Source organism: Bacteroides sp. 3_1_23, assembly GCF_000162555.1.
Classification (GTDB): domain Bacteria; phylum Bacteroidota; class Bacteroidia; order Bacteroidales; family Bacteroidaceae; genus Bacteroides; species Bacteroides ovatus.
This window is the reverse complement of record NZ_GG774949.1, coordinates 749,233-765,994: the sequence shown is the minus strand read 5'-3', so window position 1 is coordinate 765,994 and position 16,762 is coordinate 749,233. Positions and strand designations below refer to the sequence as shown.

Annotated in this window: 13 protein-coding genes; all 13 read left to right on the top strand. The window is 43.0% G+C overall.

Features of this window, described 5'->3' with window-relative positions:
* The first annotated feature begins 133 nt into the window (after positions 1-133).
* The 13 genes from HMPREF9010_RS21355 to HMPREF9010_RS21415 all read left to right on the top strand — a co-directional run bounded on the left by HMPREF9010_RS21355 (position 134) and on the right by HMPREF9010_RS21415 (position 16,698).
* Positions 134-496 (top strand): hypothetical protein, encoded by a 363-nt coding sequence (locus HMPREF9010_RS21355; RefSeq protein WP_008646907.1) that lies wholly within the window; start codon positions 134-136, stop codon positions 494-496.
* A gap of 109 nt (positions 497-605) precedes the next feature.
* On the top strand, positions 606-1,046 hold the full coding sequence (locus HMPREF9010_RS21360; protein ID WP_008646906.1) for a hypothetical protein: 441 nt from the start codon (positions 606-608) through the stop codon (positions 1,044-1,046).
* Between the two features lie 55 nt (positions 1,047-1,101).
* Positions 1,102-4,347, top strand: coding sequence for a SusC/RagA family TonB-linked outer membrane protein (locus tag HMPREF9010_RS21365; protein ID WP_083792330.1), 3,246 nt, complete (start codon positions 1,102-1,104; stop codon positions 4,345-4,347).
* A 23-nt stretch (positions 4,348-4,370) separates the two neighbouring features.
* Positions 4,371-6,167, top strand: coding sequence for a RagB/SusD family nutrient uptake outer membrane protein (locus HMPREF9010_RS21370; RefSeq protein ID WP_004324117.1), 1,797 nt, complete (start codon positions 4,371-4,373; stop codon positions 6,165-6,167).
* A 24-nt stretch (positions 6,168-6,191) separates the two neighbouring features.
* A complete protein-coding gene (locus tag HMPREF9010_RS21375; protein ID WP_229036687.1) occupies positions 6,192-7,373 on the top strand; it encodes a glycan-binding surface protein in 1,182 nt (393 codons plus the stop codon).
* Positions 7,374-7,414: 41 nt separating this feature from the next.
* Entirely contained in the window at positions 7,415-8,230 is an 816-nt protein-coding gene (locus HMPREF9010_RS21380) for an alpha/beta hydrolase (protein WP_008646899.1), read from the top strand.
* A 239-nt stretch (positions 8,231-8,469) separates the two neighbouring features.
* On the top strand, positions 8,470-9,669 hold the full coding sequence (locus HMPREF9010_RS21385) for a glycosyl hydrolase (protein ID WP_032852435.1): 1,200 nt from the start codon (positions 8,470-8,472) through the stop codon (positions 9,667-9,669).
* Positions 9,670-9,680: 11 nt separating this feature from the next.
* The gene (locus HMPREF9010_RS21390) at positions 9,681-10,775 is read left to right on the top strand and encodes a glycoside hydrolase family 26 protein (protein ID WP_008646895.1); all 1,095 of its coding nucleotides are present in this window, start codon (positions 9,681-9,683) and stop codon (positions 10,773-10,775) included.
* 18 nt (positions 10,776-10,793) lie between these two features.
* A complete protein-coding gene (locus tag HMPREF9010_RS21395) occupies positions 10,794-11,972 on the top strand; it encodes a glycosidase (RefSeq protein WP_008646894.1) in 1,179 nt (392 codons plus the stop codon).
* Positions 11,969-13,336, top strand: coding sequence for an MFS transporter (locus HMPREF9010_RS21400; protein WP_004324106.1), 1,368 nt, complete (start codon positions 11,969-11,971; stop codon positions 13,334-13,336). Before HMPREF9010_RS21395 ends, HMPREF9010_RS21400 begins: the two co-directional genes overlap by 4 nt.
* Positions 13,337-13,343: 7 nt before the next feature.
* Positions 13,344-14,627: an acetylxylan esterase gene (locus HMPREF9010_RS21405; protein ID WP_008646893.1), complete on the top strand. Its 1,284-nt coding sequence runs from the start codon at positions 13,344-13,346 to the stop codon at positions 14,625-14,627.
* 13 nt (positions 14,628-14,640) lie between these two features.
* Positions 14,641-15,831: an AGE family epimerase/isomerase gene (locus tag HMPREF9010_RS21410; RefSeq protein ID WP_004324102.1), complete on the top strand. Its 1,191-nt coding sequence runs from the start codon at positions 14,641-14,643 to the stop codon at positions 15,829-15,831.
* A gap of 27 nt (positions 15,832-15,858) precedes the next feature.
* A complete protein-coding gene (locus HMPREF9010_RS21415; protein WP_004324101.1) occupies positions 15,859-16,698 on the top strand; it encodes an SGNH/GDSL hydrolase family protein in 840 nt (279 codons plus the stop codon).
* Positions 16,699-16,762 lie beyond the last annotated feature (64 nt).

Below are 16,762 nucleotides of genomic sequence, written 5' to 3'. Positions count from 1 at the left end.
TATCAAGATACAAAAAGGACAGCCTGAAACTCATTTGGAGAAAGAGGGAGGGTTATCCTCTCTCTATATTTGCTATCGAAATAAACTATAGATACAGGTATCAAAATAGGAAACCGGAATTAAATAACAGGATATGAAACGAAAATTATTAATAGCTGCAACTTCTTTTATGATAGCATCTTCCGTATGCGGAAAGGACTTTAATGTATTGACAAAAGACTTTCAGCCCTGGGGAAATACACAATTTGACATGGAAGGCATGAAAATAACATGGACACAGAAGTGGCAGGGTGGTGGCTGGTGGTTGGCGCAGGATTGTTCGGAATATGAATCTGTACGGATTGAGTTTCGGGAGGTTTTGCCCATGGATATTGTTTTTATAGTCATCTATTCGGCGAAGGATGAAAGAAATGAGAAACTCAAATCTAAGGTTACAATTCCTGCCGGAAAAAAAGAGGCGGGATTATGCTGGATATTACTTATAAGAAATCCATAGACGGTCTGGGTATCAGTGGTTCGAAACCGGGTACGGTTTGTGTGAAATCTCTGGTTTTGGAAGAAATGAAACGATAACTTTTTTATTAATCTTAATAAAACGATGTATTATGAAGAAAAATTTATTAATTGCCGTACTTTTGCTTTTAACTGTATCATCAGTGTGGGCGAAAGATTACAATGTGGAAACCAAAAAGTTTAAATCTTGGGGGGAAGCACAGTTTGATGCGGAAACAGCAACCATTACTTTTACTAAAAATTGGCAGGGAGGCGGATGGTGGCTGTCCCGCCTGGATTGCTCGGCATATGATTGTGTTGTGATTGAGTTTGAGGAGGCTTTGCCTATGGATGTCATGTTTATGGCAACTTATTCCGCTAAAGATGATAAAGATCAGAAAATTAAATCCAAGGTTAAGGTTCCTGCAGGAAAAAAGAAAGCTGTTCTTGAACTGGAACCGGCATATAAAAATTCTGTTGACGGTTTGGGTATCAGTGCAACAAAAGCGGGAGTAGTCAAACTGAAATCCTTGAATCTCAAGGAGAAAAAATAGTTGCGGTGTGAAAAGAAATGGCAAATTTTAAAGGTTAACATTTAATTTGATATATATGAAAAAGAATTTTCATAAGAATATGTTGATAACAGGGGCTTGTCTGGCGTTGTTATTCGGAGGAATAGTGAACGTACGGGCTATCGCACCGGAGGAGTATGAAGCTGTACAGCAGAGTAGGACAATTAAGGGTACGGTTGTCGATAAGAATGGTGAGGCGGTCATTGGCGCCAATGTAGTGGTGAAAGGTACGTCCAAAGGTACGATAACCGATGTAGACGGTCGGTTTACGTTGAACGGTGTGCCGGAAAAGGCTGTATTGTCCGTTACTTTTGTCGGCTATAAATCGAAAGAAATAACTTTGAAAAGTGGGCAGTCCCAAATAAAGGTGGAGCTGTCGGATGACGCGGAATTATTGGATGAGGTCGTGGTAGTGGGTTATGGTACGATGAAAAAGAGGGACTTATCCGGCGCTGTGTCACAAATCAAAGGGGATGACTTGATGAGGGGAAATCCGGCGGATTTGAGCCAGGGACTTGCGGGAAAAATAGCTGGTGTGGTAGTGAATCAAAGTGACGGTGCTCCCGGTGGTGGTATCAGTATACAGATTCGTGGTACGAACTCTTTTTCTACGGATTCACAGCCTTTGTATATTGTAGATGGCGTACCTTATGACGCGGGGGGGACACCAAGCAGCGATGCCAATTCCGGAAATAATGAGTCCAATCCTCTGGCATTTATCAATCCGCATGATATACAGTCAATTGAAGTCTTGAAGGATGCGTCGGCTACGGCTATCTATGGTTCACGTGGTGCGAACGGTGTTGTATTGATTACGACCAGGCGTGGAGAACCGGGGGCGGATAAGGTGAGGTTTACTGCTAATTTCTCTTTTTCCCGGATTGCTAACCGCGTAGATGTATTGGATGCTTATCAATATGCGCTATACAGGAATGAGCAAGTAGAGAATAGTTATAAGTATCATGGAAAAGCATACACTTCTTTGCCTTATCCGGGAAAGTGGTCGTATAGCAATTCCGACAAGTCTCAAGGTAAGTACAATCCTGCACCGGAAGATTTTCTGAATCCGGGCATTTACACGGATGAGTACGGCAATGCAACGAAAGTCGGTGTGGCCGATTGGCAGGATTTGATTTATCAGGACGGTTTCTCGCAAGAATATAATATCAGTGTGTCCGGTGGCTCCAGAAACGGTAGCTGGCACTCGTTTTCGGGCAACTATCTGAAACAACAGGGTATTATCAAGGAATCTGGTTTTACACGTTATTCGATTCGTGCCAATATGGGGCGCAAGATTAAGAGTTGGCTTGATATGGGAGTGAATATCAGCTTTTCTCATACGGACACCGACTTTTCCCGGACGAACTCTAATGATTATGGAGTTATCCGTTCCGCGCTTGTGTTTCCGACTACTTATGACCCGAGTGACGACGAGACACTGAACTCGGACGAATTGAGCTGGCTGGCATCCAACCCTTATGCTTATATTAACTCGGCAAAGGATAACCTGAAGTCCAATAATGTATTTACTTCTTCTTATTTAGAAATAAAGCTGTTCCCGTTTTTGAAATTCCGTCAGAACTTGGGTATTAACTATACAAACAGGGAACGCGGCACGTATTATGGCCGCAGGACATCAGAAGGTTCCGAAGCTAATAATATAAACGGTAAGGCAGGACAGTCTACTAACTGGAGTATGGGAATTACTGCCGAGTCCTTGTTTACTTTCGATAAGACATTCAAGAAAATCCACTCCGTTAATGCCGTGGGCGGTTTTACTGTCGAGAAGAGGGACTATGGAAGTAAATCGATGTCGGCTACGGGATTCCCCAGTGATTTGACTCAGGAATATGATATGAGCCTGGGTACACTTCCCGGCAAATTGAAGAGCGACCGTACGGATTCGTCATTGGCTTCATTTTTGGGGCGTATCAATTATACGTTGATGGATAAATACATCTTTACGGCATCTTATCGTGTTGACGGTTCCAGTAAATTCACGGAAAACAATAAATGGGCAAACTTCCTTTCGGGAGCTGTAGCATGGCGTTTGTCGGAAGAGAAATTTATTAAGAACCTGAATATTTTCAGTAATTTGAAGTTGCGTCTCAGCTATGGTGAGACGGGTAATCAGGGGATTGGAAGTTATCGGACTTTGCCCATGTTGAATCCTGCTAATTATCCTTTTAGTGGTGGTGCTATCAGCAGCGGTTTCGCAGAAGTGGAATGGCGTGGTCCCGTAGCGGAAGATTTGCATTGGGAGACAACTGCCCAGTATAATGCCGGATTGGATATAGGCTTCTTTAATAATCGCGTCAACCTGACTGTTGATTATTATTATAAGAAAACACGCGACTTGCTGCAGGAGGTGAAAATACCTTCCAGCACCGGTTTCTCAAGTATGATGGTGAACAGGGGATATGTGACGAATGAAGGGCTGGAGATTTCCGGGAAATTCTATATATTGCGGAATACTCCTTTGAAGTGGGACATCGACGCCAATATATCTTTCAATAAAAATAAAGTTGGCGGACTTGATTCTGACCAGTTTTCCGCAAGACTATGGTATAAAGCGGATGATGTATTCTTGCAGCGTAACGGCTATCCTATCGGAACAATTTTCGGGTACGTAGAAGATGGTTTCTATAATAATCTGGCTGAAGTCATGGCTTCCCCGGATCCAAGTGTCCGTGCGAAAGGAAAGAGTATGATAGGAGAAATAAAGTACCGGAATTTTGACGATGACCCTGCCATAACGAATGCAGACAGGGTAGTGATTGGTGATACGAACCCTGACTATGTATATGGTATAACCAATAATTTCCGGTGGAAGAATTTCACTTTGAGTTTTTTCCTGCAAGGAAGCCAGGGAAATGATATTTTTAATGGTAACCTGATGGAAGTAAAGATGGGCAATACGGCTAATATTCCTGTAGATGCTTATAATACTCGTTGGACAGAAGCAAATAGGGCTTCTGCCAAATGGCCTAAAGCGGTGAATAGTTATGAACGGACTATGTTAATTTCAAATCGCTACGTGGAAGACGGCTCTTATTTGAAGTTGAAGAATCTTAGTATCGGTTATACATGGAGACCTAAGTTTAAAGGTATCAGTTCTATCAATATTTATGGAAATGCTACCAACTTGTTTACCATTACCGGATATAGTTGGTTTGACCCTGAAGTAAACGCCTTCGGTTCTGATACTTCCCGGCGTGGTGTGGATATATATTCTTATCCGAGCAGCCGTACATTCTCATTAGGACTAAAAGTCGATTTTTAAACTGACCATTAAGATATAGAATTATGAAATTATATAAATTGTATGTTGTTTTAAGTCTTTGGGCAACGGGCAGTCTGGGACTGGCTTCTTGCAGTGACTTTTTGAAGGAGGAACCTTATGCTTTTGTCGGTCCCGACCAGTTGGGCAATGATAATGCGGCTGTAGATTTATGGCTGACCGGAGTATATAGTAAATGGGGAAACAATATGTTCCGTTATAGTAGTTTTCCACGTTGCCTGGAACTTGATTCCGATTATATAACCGGGCCGGACTGGGCTTTCAGTAATTTGGGAGCGGGAAACTTTCAGGCGGACGAGTATGCGACTTCTATTTGGACGGGTTGTTATAATTTGATTCATCGGGCAAACGTAGCCATACATTATGTAAATGAAATAACCGGTGCGGATGAGAAAGTAAAACGGAATGCGTTGGGAGAACTTTATTTTCAGAAAGCATTCTCTTATTTCTTGCTGACCCGTGCATATGGTGAAATTCCGTTGTTTGATGTCGCTATCAGTGAAGGAGCCAGCTATAACCAGCCTCGTCGTCCTATTCCTGATGTGTATGCGGAGATTATACGTTTGTTAGAGCAGGCAGCCGGTATGATGTATAAAAATACGGATGCCGAATATCAAAAGGGACATGTCGCTGCGGGCACTGCGATTGGCCTGCTGGCAAAAGTGTATGCCACTATGGGGGCGGGTGCGCTTCCGGCAGGAGAAAAGATGATTGTGAAGTCCGGTCCTTCCTATAGTTATAATGCAGGAACGAAAATATTGACTAATCCGGTTTCGAATACATTCGAGAAGACACAGGTGGCAGGTTATGAATCGCTTAACTGGAAAGACTGTTATGAGAAAGCGGCGTATTATGCAGGTATTATAATGGGGAGGAATCCTGATGTGAGTTATGGGACTTACAGACTGTTGTCTTTTGATGAATTGTGGAAGAAAAGCGGTTTTGATGAAAGTGAACATATGTTTTCCGTACGGACAAGGAGTGCTGACGAAGAGTATGGTAACGGAGTACATCAATGGTACTGCGGCATGCAGGATGCCGGAGGGGTATTGCAGAAAGGCCCTTGGGTAGGCAATCGTTTTCATTGGTATTGCTTGTTTGATAACGAGGATTACCGTATAACGAAAGGAGTCAAGCATCGCTTCCAGTATGACAGTCAGGTGAAGAATGGCAGGGGATATTATTATCCGGGAACCCCGGAATATAAGTTGATGGCTACCGGTAAGAATATGGACGACGTGAAAGTGCAGGAACCTGTAGCGCCATTCAATGACGGACTCACCTATACGAACAGCATATCATCTAATTGCCTCGCCTTTACAACTAAATATGCCGATGTGACAGACCCCACGATTGGCCGTACGGATGCTTATTGGCCATTCTTGCGTTATGCTGATATTGTATTGATTTACGCAGAGGCACAATGCGAATTGAATGACGGGATTTCACAGGATGCGATTGATGCTTTGAATGATATTCGTATCCGTTCGAATGCCAAAGAGGCTTCTGTAACCGGAGACGGTGCTATTGAAACGAAAGTGGAGTTACGTTCGGTCATTTTTGAGGAACGTGCAAAGGAACTGGCTTATGAAGGTGACCGTCGTTGGGATTTGCTCCGTTGGGGAATATATTTGGACGTAATGAATTCTTTGGGTGGAATCAATGAAGATGGTACGCGTACTCCTTATGACGAGGGAAGTATTAACAAACGTCGTGAATTCCGTCACCTGCTGTATCCGTTGCCATCGTTGGAAGTTTCTACCAATATGGCTATTGATAAAAATAATCCGGGCTGGAACTAAGCCGTATGTTCAACCCAATAATTTATGAATAATATGAAGACTTTGAATAGAATATTGATAGGGACAGTGTTGTTGGCAACTCTGTTCTCTTGTCAGGATGTTGTAACTTATAATGATGGTTATGATGATGGCATGAACTCATTTGGAGCACCCGATGTGCAGGGCATCTATTCTCCGGATGATACGGATTTACAGGTTCCGCTGACCAAAGGGGGATTTGGTGAAATGATTGTGTTGGTCGGGGAGAACTTGAGCAATGTGACGAAAATTACTTTCAATAATATGGAAGTGGATTTGTCGGAAGTGTATGCGACGTCAAAAAAGGCGTGTTTCCCTTTACCGGGGGATATGCCTGAAGAAATCACGAACAAATTATATTATGAAACAGAGCGGGGGAATACGACTTGTGAATTCAAACTGGATGTCCCTGTGATGGAAATAAACGGTCTGTATAATGAATTTGCTTTGCCCGGCACGTCCTTACAGATAAAGGGCAAATATTTTGAATTATATGGATTTGGCAAGAATTCGTCATCTGTCATCAAGTTTGGCGATACGGAACTGGAGATAGAAAGCGTGACAGACCAGGTGATTACTGCCAAACTTCCGGGGGATATTCCGGATAACTCGATGATTGTAGTGGAATGGAATGGTACAGAAGGACATTGCTCTTATCAATTACCTTATCGGCAAACGGACAATCTTGTTTGGGACTTGGCTAATCCTTCGGATTATGGTATTTGGGGCGGTAAGGATTTTATAACCGATGGTTCCAATACAGGAGACCCTGTAGCTTTGGCCGGTTCTTTTTTCCGGGTAAAAGGCACTTATAAGGCTTGGAGTTATACAGGATTGCCTTCCGGCAGTATTATATTAGATGAGGAAGTTGCCGCTAATCCTTCTGACTACCTGTTCAAATTTGAAGTTAATTCGGCTTCGGATTATCCGTTCTATGACATTACGTCGAAGACAGGCGGTTATCTGATTAAGCTGAATGGCGGTAATTACCAGTGGAAATATTCATTAGATGAGAATATGAATACATTTGGAGAATGGTATACTGTAACTCTGGAACTTGAAAATGTAGCTACTGCCGGATTGGTTTCCGGAAAAATAGCTTTAACTTTGGCAATGCAACCTAATGTAGAATGGAATGTAGACCATAGTTTTGCCAATATCCGTATTGAAAAGAAGATAGGACAGTAATTCGATAGTGAGTTTGCACTTAACTGATAAATAGAAGTAGAATGATAAAAAGAATTTGTTTTTTATTGAGTCTTTTGATGTGTGGCGTCCTTTATGCCCAGGATATTACGTATCGTACTGTAAAGGATTTGTCATATAGTTCTTCAAAAGACCCTTATGCAACGGAGCGTTGCAAGCTGGATGTTTATTATCCGGAAAATAAGACCGGATGTCCTGTGGTAGTTTGGTTTCATGGCGGGGGGCTTACCCAAGGCAATAAATCAATACCGGGCAGGCTGAAGAAAAATGGAATGGTGGTTATTGCCGTAAATTATCGCCTACTTCCGAAGGTGGCTATTTCCGAATGTCTGGATGATGCCGCTGCTTCTGTTGCGTGGGCTTTCCGGGAAGTGGAAAAATATGGGGGTGATAAGAATAAGATATTTATATCCGGCCATTCTGCAGGCGGCTATCTGACGGCTATGGTCGGTCTGGATAAAAGATGGTTGAAAAAATATGATATAGATGCTGATTCTATTGCCGGATTGATACCTTTCAGCGGGCAGGTGATTAGTCATTTTTCTTATCGGAAGATGAATGGCATAGATAATCTTCAGCCTACTGTTGATGAATTTGCTCCTTTGTTTCATGTTCGCAAGGATGCTCCGCCTTTGGTTCTCATTACAGGCGACCGGGAATTGGAACTTTTCGGACGTTATGAAGAGAATGCGTATATGTGGCGGATGATGAAATTGGTCGGGCACAAAGAAACATACCTTTATGAAATCGGTGGTCATGGCCATGGCCCCATGGGCGATCCGGCATTCTATATCTTGAAGCAGCATGTAAAGAGGATATTAGGAGAGCCTGAAAAATAATTCAAAATAAGACGGCATCCGTTAGTTAGAACGGAACTGCTTGACGAAATCCCTGGCAATGTTTATTTTGTCAGGGATTCTTTTTTCCCCGAATGTATCTGAATACTGTTCCAAATGTATCATGTGACAAATAGGATAGTGTGAAAACCATTTGGGAGCCATATTTCATGTGCACATCTCTACTTTTGCTTTCGGAAAGATAATTCTTTATTACCTACATTAAACTTAAAAATATTACAATGAAAAAAAGTAGACCGACCATTGGTATAGTGAAATCCCGAGTGTTCCTGACAGGGACTGCGTTCGTACTTATGGCATGTTCGTCGGGAGAAGAATTTGCCGGGCATTCGGGCAAAGGAGAGGAACCTGTTATTACACCTGTCCTTTGTACTTCCGGTGCTTCGGAGCAAGCGGTGAAAGTATATGATTTCTTAAGGGAGAACAGGAATAAGAAAACACTGTCCGGAACAATGGCATGCCCGAGTTGGAATGTCAATGAGGCGGAATGGGTATATCAGCATACAGGCAAGTATCCGGCTATTGCTTTTTTTGACTATATCTCTTTGGAGTATTCCCCTTGTTCGTGGATTGATTATTCGAAAACGAAAATAGTGGAAGACTGGTGGAACAAGAACGGGCTTGTGGGTGCGGGCTGGCATTGGAGAGTGCCATGTGTCCAAGGAAGTGCCGAACGGCACTATACTCCGGGGGACGGTTCTGTAGATCCGGGTACGGGAAAAAGGACGACGACTGTTTTCAGTGCTGCTAACGCTACAAAGGAGGGCACTTGGGAAAACGAAGTCGTCAAGGCCGATTTGAAGAAGCTGGCGGGCTATTTGAAGTTGCTTCGCGATAAGAGAATTCCTGTAATATGGCGTCCTTTGCATGAGGCTGCCGGTAATATCTATAATTATAAGAATGGAAAAGCCTGGTTTTGGTGGGGAAATGACGGGGCGGAAGCGTACAAGAAACTATGGATTTATATTTTCAATTATTTTAAGAAAGAAGGAATCAACAATCTGATTTGGGTATGGACTACACAAACTAAGGATAGCGAGTTTTATCCGGGGGATGAATACGTCGATATGGTGGGGCGTGATATGTATCCTGCAAAGGATGAGTACACTACTGGGGAATACTGTTTCAGGCAGTACGGTACGATAACTGCTTCTTGTCCGGGTAAGCTGGTGGCATTGAGCGAATGTGGAAATGGCGAACAAAGCGGGAAAGTGTATCATCTTGCCCGGATATCCGCCCAGTGGGAGGCAGGGGCAAAATGGACATACTTTATGCCGTGGTATGATTACAGCCGTACGAAAGAATTGGATTCGGAAGCTTTTACTGCAACATCTCACAGGTATGCAGATAAGGATTGGTGGGTGGATGCAATGTCACAGGATTATGTAATCACCCGCGATCAATTACCCTCTTTTAAATAATACTTAATAGCTTGAAGATGAAGAATAAACTAGTTATGGCAGGCATTTTCCTGCTTGCTTTAGGAATGGGCGGATGTGTGGCAAGAGAGCAACAGTCTGCTTCGAAGACTGTGGAGACGGAGGCATTGTTGGACAAACTAATCCGTTTGCCGGAGAAAGGATTCATGTTTGGTCATCAGGATGATCCGGTATATGGCATCCGGTGGGATGGAGACGAGAACCGTAGTGATGTCAAAAGTGTGTGTGGCGATTATCCGGCAGTGATGGCTTTTGACCTGGGGCGTATTGAAAGGGGAGGAGAGAAGAACCTGGATGATGTACTTTTCGAACGGATACGCACAGAGATTATAGCACACTATGACAGGGGAGGTGTTTGTTCTCTTAGCTGGCATGTGGATAACCCTGTGACGGGAGAAGCGTCTTGGGATGTGAGTGATTCAACGGCAGTTGCTTCCGTCCTTCCCGGAGGAGAGAATCATGGGAAGTTTCTTGGATGGCTGGATAGGGTAGCAGATTTTATGAATTCGCTTGTCACGAAGGAAGGAGTTAAAATACCGGTGATTTTCCGTCCCTGGCATGAACATACGGGGAGCTGGTTTTGGTGGGGACAAAATCTTTGTTCTGCCGAAGAATATAAGTTGTTGTGGAGAATGACTTATGATTATCTACAGGAAAAGGGAGTGAATCATTTGCTATATGCTTATTCTCCGGGTAGTGAGCCCGATAATGTGAATGAATATCTGGAACGCTATCCGGGTGATGGCATGGTAGACTTGTTCGGGTTTGACACTTATCAGTTTGAGCGTGAAAAATATGTGGATACTATGGAGAAGTCATTGACGATTCTTACGGAGGTCGGAAGGTTGCATAAAAAACCGGTTGCAGTGACGGAGACTGGATATGAAGCTATCCCGGATTCCACCTGGTGGACGGAAACCTTGTTTCCTATAGTGGACAAATATCCTGTCAGCTATGTATTGGTCTGGCGAAATGCCCGCGAAAAGGAAGCGCATTATTATGCCCCGTATCCGGGACAAATATCTGCACTTGATTTTGTGGAGTTTTATAAGCATCCTAAAACCATTTTTGTGTCTGATTTGAAATGAAATTAAAATACTAAATAGATGAAAGCATTTAAAGAAAAAATTCGCGACTTATTTGATGATTACGAGAAACTGGTAACTCGTAAGAATATACCTGTTGAAGGTGGAAATGGAATTTTCACACGTTATCAATATCCTGTTCTGACTGCTGCCCATACTCCTGTGTTTTGGCGCTATGACTTGGACGAAAAGACAAATCCTTTCTTGATGGAACGTATCGGCATGAATGCTACGTTAAATTCGGGAGCTATCAAATGGAATGGTAAATATTTGCTGGTGGTGCGTGTTGAAGGAGCGGATCGTAAATCTTTCTTCGCAGTGGCTGAAAGTCCTGACGGCATAGATAATTTCCGTTTTTGGGATTATCCCGTGACTATGCCTGAGGACATTATTCCTGCGACAAATATTTATGATATGCGCTTGACGGCTCATGAAGACGGATGGATTTATGGTATTTTCTGTGCTGAACGTCATGATGATACGGCACCTGTGGGAGATCTTTCCTCGGCTACCGCTACGGCAGCTATTGCCCGCACCAAGGATTTGAAGACTTGGGAGCGTTTGCCGGATTTGAAAACAAGAAGCCAGCAACGGAATGTGGTTCTTCATCCTGAATTTGTGGATGGAAAGTATGCGTTGTATACCCGTCCGCAAGACGGTTTTATAGATGCCGGAAGTGGCGGTGGTATCGGTTGGGCCTTGGTAGATGATATTACTTGTGCGGAAGTAAAGGAAGAGACGATAATCGACCGGCGTTATTACCATACAATTAAAGAGGTGAAAAATGGTGAAGGCCCTCATCCTATTAAGACATCGAAGGGATGGTTGCACTTGGCGCACGGTGTACGTGGGTGTGCAGCCGGTTTGCGTTATGTGCTGTATATGTATATGACTTCCTTGGAAGATCCGGCGAAAGTGATTGCTTCTCCTGCGGGCTTCTTTATGGCGCCGGAAGGAGAAGAGCGTATCGGAGATGTCTCTAATGTATTGTTTACCAATGGCTGGATAGCTGATGAAGATGGTACGGTTTTTATTTACTATGCTTCTTCTGACACCCGTATGCATGTGGCGACTTCTACAATAGATCGGTTGGTCGATTATTGTATGAATACGCCTGCGGACGGTCTTTTTACTTCTACTTCAGTGGAGACGCTGAAGAAACAGATTGATAAGAATCTGAAACTGATGCATACTTTATGATAGGGATTAGGGAAAAGATAGGCTATGGTTTCGGTGATATGGCTTCGTCCATGTTCTGGAAATTGTTTGGCTCCTATTTGATGATATTTTATACGGATGTGTTTGGCATGCCTGCAGCAGTGGTGGGCACGATGTTTCTCATCACTCGTGTTTGGGACTCGGCGTTCGACCCTATAATCGGGATTATTGCCGACCGGACGCAATCGCGGTGGGGAAAGTTTCGTCCTTATCTGTTGTATCTGGCTATTCCGTTCGCTGTGATCGGTGTGCTGACTTTTACAACTCCTGATTTCAGTGATGGGGGGAAAGTAATATATGCGTATTTTACATATTCGTTAATGATGATGGTGTATTCAGCTATCAATGTGCCTTATGCTTCGTTGTTGGGAGTGATGAGTCCGGAATCGAAAGACCGGAACATGCTTTCTACGTATCGTATGACTTTCGCTTACATCGGAAGTTTTATAGCATTACTTTTGTTCATGCCGATGGTGAATCGGTTCAGTATGGGACACGACGAGCAGCATGGTTGGATGATGAGCGTCATTGTAATTGCGGTGTTGTGTGCGTTGCTGTTTTATGGTTGCTTTGCATGGACTACTGAACGGGTAAAACCTATTAAAAAGCAGCAGAATTCCTTAAAAAGTGACTTGCAGGATTTGCTTCATAACCGTCCCTGGTGGATTCTGTTGGGAGCCGGTGTAGCTGCATTGGTCTTTAATTCTATTCGTGACGGGGCAACGGTTTATTATTTTAAGTATTATGTTGTAGAAGAAGAATATGCTTCCATTTCTTTATTTGGAATTTCCTTTGTATTGAGCGGGCTTTATTTGGCTGTCGGGCAAGCCGCCAATATTGTCGGAGTGGTGTTGGCAGCTCCATTGAGCAATCGTATCGGCAAAAAAAAGACATATATGTGGGCGATGTCGATAGCGACGGTACTTTCAGTAATTTTCTACTGGTTTGATAAAGAGCAGTTGATGTTGATGTTTATTTTTCAGGTGTTGATAAGTATTTGTGCGGGTAGTATCTTCCCGCTTTTATGGTCGATGTATGCAGACTGTGCTGATTATTCGGAACTTAAAACGGGTAACCGTGCTACGGGGCTTATCTTCTCTTCTTCTTCCATGAGTCAGAAATTTGGCTGGGCTATCGGAAGCGCCGTTACGGGCTGGTTGTTGGCTTTTTACGGTTTTGAGGCCAACGCGGTGCAGGGCGAGGAAGCTATTCATGGAATAAGGATGTTCCTAAGTTGGCTACCGGCTATGGGTACGGTGCTGAGTGTCATCTTTATCAGCCTTTATCCGCTTTCCGAGAAAGAAATGAGAAAAATCACTAACCAATTGAATGATAAAAGAAAGTAATAAGATTATGAAAATACATAGATGGATTATTAGCCTGGTATTCTGTTGTTGTGTAACTTTTCTTTCCGCACAAATCCGTGGAACGGAAATTACTGTAGTCGTATCTCCCGACCATACAGACTGGAAATATCAGTTGAAGGAAGAATGTTCGTTTACAATTCAGGTATATAAGGCACAAAACCTTTTGCCCGGAGTGGTAATAGACTATGAGTTGGGGCCGGAATGGTATCCGGTGGAAAAGAAGAAAGGGGTTTTATTGAAAGACGGAAAGACAAGTGTAACGGGGTGTATGGATGTTCCCGGTTTTTTGCGCTGTAAAGTGCGTGCATCTGTTGACGGGCATGTATATGAAGGATTGGCTACTGTGGCTTACGCACCTGAAGAGTTGAGGCCGCATACATCACTGCCTGCAGATTTCCGTCAATTTTGGGATACTGTTTTGAAGGAAGCCCGACAGATTCCTTTGCTTCCTACTATGGAGCTTATTCCTGAGCGTTGTACGGATAAGGTAGATGTCTTTCATGTCAGTTTCCAGAATATTTGTAACGGTTCGAGAACGTTCGGCATTCTTTGTATGCCCAAAAAGCCGGGTAAGTATCCGGCGTTACTTCGCGTGCCCGGTGCCGGAGTGCGTCCTTATTCGGGAGATGTCCATATGGCTTCCAAGGGAGTGATTACGTTGGAAATAGGCATTCACGGGATTCCTGTGACAATGTCGCAGATGATATATGACGTATTGTCGAAAGGAGCGCTTAACGGGTATCCTTATCAAAATGATAATAGCCGGGATAAGAGTTATTATAAGCGTGTTTTCGCAGGTGCTCTTCGTGCGGTCGATTTTATAGCTTCTTTACCGGAATATGACGGAAAAAATATGGGAGTGACAGGTTCCAGTCAGGGGGGAGCACTTTCTGTTGTAACGGCGGCATTGGACAAACGGATTACCTTTTATGCGGCTATCCATCCTGCGATGTGTGACCATCAGGCACATTTAAAGAAGACTGCCGGAGGATGGCCTCATTACTTCTATTATTTTCCTCAACCGTCAAAAGAGCGGATTACCACAGCAGCGTATTATGATGTGGCAAATTTTGCACGGCTTATTACTGCACCGGGTTGGTTCAGTTGGGGATATAATGACGAAGTATGTCCGCCTACCTCTATGTATGCAGCTTACAATATTATTACAGCTAAAAAGGAGTTGCATCCTTATTTAGAGACGGGACATTATCTATATCAGGAGCAATCCGATGAGTGGAATAAATGGCTTTGTCGTCAACTAGGTTTATAAATTGGCAGATGATATGGAAACGACAGTTAGAAAATTAAAGGAAGAAATGCAGTGTATGCTAACGGGCAATATTCTTCCGTTTTGGATGAATCATATGGTAGATTCGGAGTATGGCGGTTTTTATGGACGAATTTCCGGCACAGGAGAACGTGTTCCCGGAGCTTCTAAGGGCGTTGTTCTGAATGCAAGAATTTTGTGGACTTTCTCATCGGCTTACCGTTTGTTGCATAAGGATGAATATCTGAAAATGGCAACCCGTGCCAAACAGGAATTGATAACTCATTTCTATGATCACGAATATGGAGGGGTATTTTGGTCAGTTTGTGAAGACGGTTCTCCTTTGGATACTAAAAAACAAATTTATGCATTAGGTTTCGCTATCTATGGATTGAGTGAATATCACCGGGCTACGGGAGACGCAGAAGCGCTTGAATATGCTATACGTCTGTTTTATGACATTGAAGAACATAGCTTTGATCGGATTAAGAACGGTTATTGTGAGGCGTTGACCCGTGAATGGAATGAAATAGAGGATATGCGTTTGAGTGAGAAGGATGAAAATGAGCGGAAAACGATGAATACGCATTTACATATTCTAGAGCCTTATACAAATCTTTTTCGTGTTTGGAATAATGAGTATCTGGAATGTCAGTTGCGTAATCTTATAGAGCTCTTTACCGACCGGATACTGGATATTGAAACCGGGCATTTACGGTTGTTTTTTGATGATGACTGGAATAGTAGACATGACATGGTTTCGTATGGGCATGATGTAGAAGCGTCATGGCTGCTGCATGAGGCTGCCTTGCTTATCGGTGATAAACGATTGATAACCCGGATAGAACCGCTTGTGATAGAGATAGCGGAAGCGGCTTCCGAGGGGCTTCTTCCAGGTGCGGGTATGATTTATGAAATGAATAGGAGTTGTGGTTCTATAGATGCCGAACGGCATTGGTGGGTACAAGCGGAAGCGATTGTTGGATATGTAAACCTTTACCAGCATTTTGATGACCGTTTGTCACTGTTGAGGGCAGTACGATGTTGGGAATTTGTGAAAAGACATCTGGTTGATAACGACAATGGAGAATGGTTTTGGGGAATACGTGCAGACGGAACAGTGAATCGTGCAGAAGATAAGGCGGGTTTTTGGAAATGTCCTTACCATAATGGGAGAATGTGTATGGAGATAATGGAGCGGTTTTAGGTGAATAATAAAGAAAGGAGTATTAAGATGAAGAAATGGATTTTAATCGTTTTGCTTTTTACCGGATGTTCGGCAGACCATCAGGCACAGGAAGCGGTAGTGCAGACACAGGTGAAGGTGGATTTCAGTAAGATGCATTTCGGTTGTGACGGGAATAGTATTACTGCGGGTAATCAGTGGTCAAAAACGGTTGTTGATATACTTGGTTTTGCCACTCATCATAATGTTGCGGTAGGATCGGCAAAATGGGCATGTTATATTGATACGCAAGAATATGGCAGTAAGGACTTTGTCGGTATTTCCGGTGGGTGGAAATCTACAGATGATAAAGTGGAAATACAGAAAAGACACAATAATGTGGCAAAAGTACATATTCAGAAGTTTATATCAGAAGTAGAAAACGGTAGTTTTCCGGTACCGGATATATTTGTTTTTTCTATGGGTACAAATGATACTAAAATAGGAAGGGCGTCTGACGCTTTGAAAGAGAAAATATTGGATAAAGTGGATCTTACTACTATGGCAGGGGGAGCTCGCTGGTGTATTCAGACTATAATTGAGCGTTTTCCGGAGTGTCGGGTATTTCTCTGTACGCCAATTCAGTCGGGAAGTGTGTCTCATAATGACCTGAACTTGAAAAAAATAGCAGTTTTGCGGGAAATATGCAATGCTTTTTCTGTTCCAGTGATTGATTGTTATTCTGAATGTGGTATTAAAGCGGAAGATGAAGTTTGGGAAGAACGTGGGCGTTATTTGAAAGACGGATTACATCCAGATGTAGAAGGGCAACAATTAATGGGGCAATATATTGCAAAGAAAATACAGGATTATTTAACGGTAGTTTTGTGCTCAAAATCTCTTCTGTAGGGGATTTGCTGGTCTTGCTTGCTACCCTGTCTCCATGAATAAATAATGTAGACTACTTTAATAA

Excerpts from the sequence above, each read along its gene's own strand:
- HMPREF9010_RS21355 (WP_008646907.1), top strand. The coding sequence starts at position 134 with ATGAAACGAAAATTATTAATAGCTGCAACTTCTTTTATGATAGCATCT.
- HMPREF9010_RS21360 (WP_008646906.1), top strand. The coding sequence starts at position 606 with ATGAAGAAAAATTTATTAATTGCCGTACTTTTGCTTTTAACTGTATCA.
- HMPREF9010_RS21365 (WP_083792330.1), top strand. The coding sequence starts at position 1,102 with ATGAAAAAGAATTTTCATAAGAATATGTTGATAACAGGGGCTTGTCTG.
- HMPREF9010_RS21370 (WP_004324117.1), top strand. The coding sequence starts at position 4,371 with ATGAAATTATATAAATTGTATGTTGTTTTAAGTCTTTGGGCAACGGGC.
- HMPREF9010_RS21375 (WP_229036687.1), top strand. The coding sequence starts at position 6,192 with ATGAATAATATGAAGACTTTGAATAGAATATTGATAGGGACAGTGTTG.
- HMPREF9010_RS21380 (WP_008646899.1), top strand. The coding sequence starts at position 7,415 with ATGATAAAAAGAATTTGTTTTTTATTGAGTCTTTTGATGTGTGGCGTC.
- HMPREF9010_RS21385 (WP_032852435.1), top strand. The coding sequence starts at position 8,470 with ATGAAAAAAAGTAGACCGACCATTGGTATAGTGAAATCCCGAGTGTTC.
- HMPREF9010_RS21395 (WP_008646894.1), top strand. The coding sequence starts at position 10,794 with ATGAAAGCATTTAAAGAAAAAATTCGCGACTTATTTGATGATTACGAG.
- HMPREF9010_RS21400 (WP_004324106.1), top strand. The coding sequence starts at position 11,969 with ATGATAGGGATTAGGGAAAAGATAGGCTATGGTTTCGGTGATATGGCT.
- HMPREF9010_RS21405 (WP_008646893.1), top strand. The coding sequence starts at position 13,344 with ATGAAAATACATAGATGGATTATTAGCCTGGTATTCTGTTGTTGTGTA.
- HMPREF9010_RS21410 (WP_004324102.1), top strand. The coding sequence starts at position 14,641 with ATGGAAACGACAGTTAGAAAATTAAAGGAAGAAATGCAGTGTATGCTA.
- HMPREF9010_RS21415 (WP_004324101.1), top strand. The coding sequence starts at position 15,859 with ATGAAGAAATGGATTTTAATCGTTTTGCTTTTTACCGGATGTTCGGCA.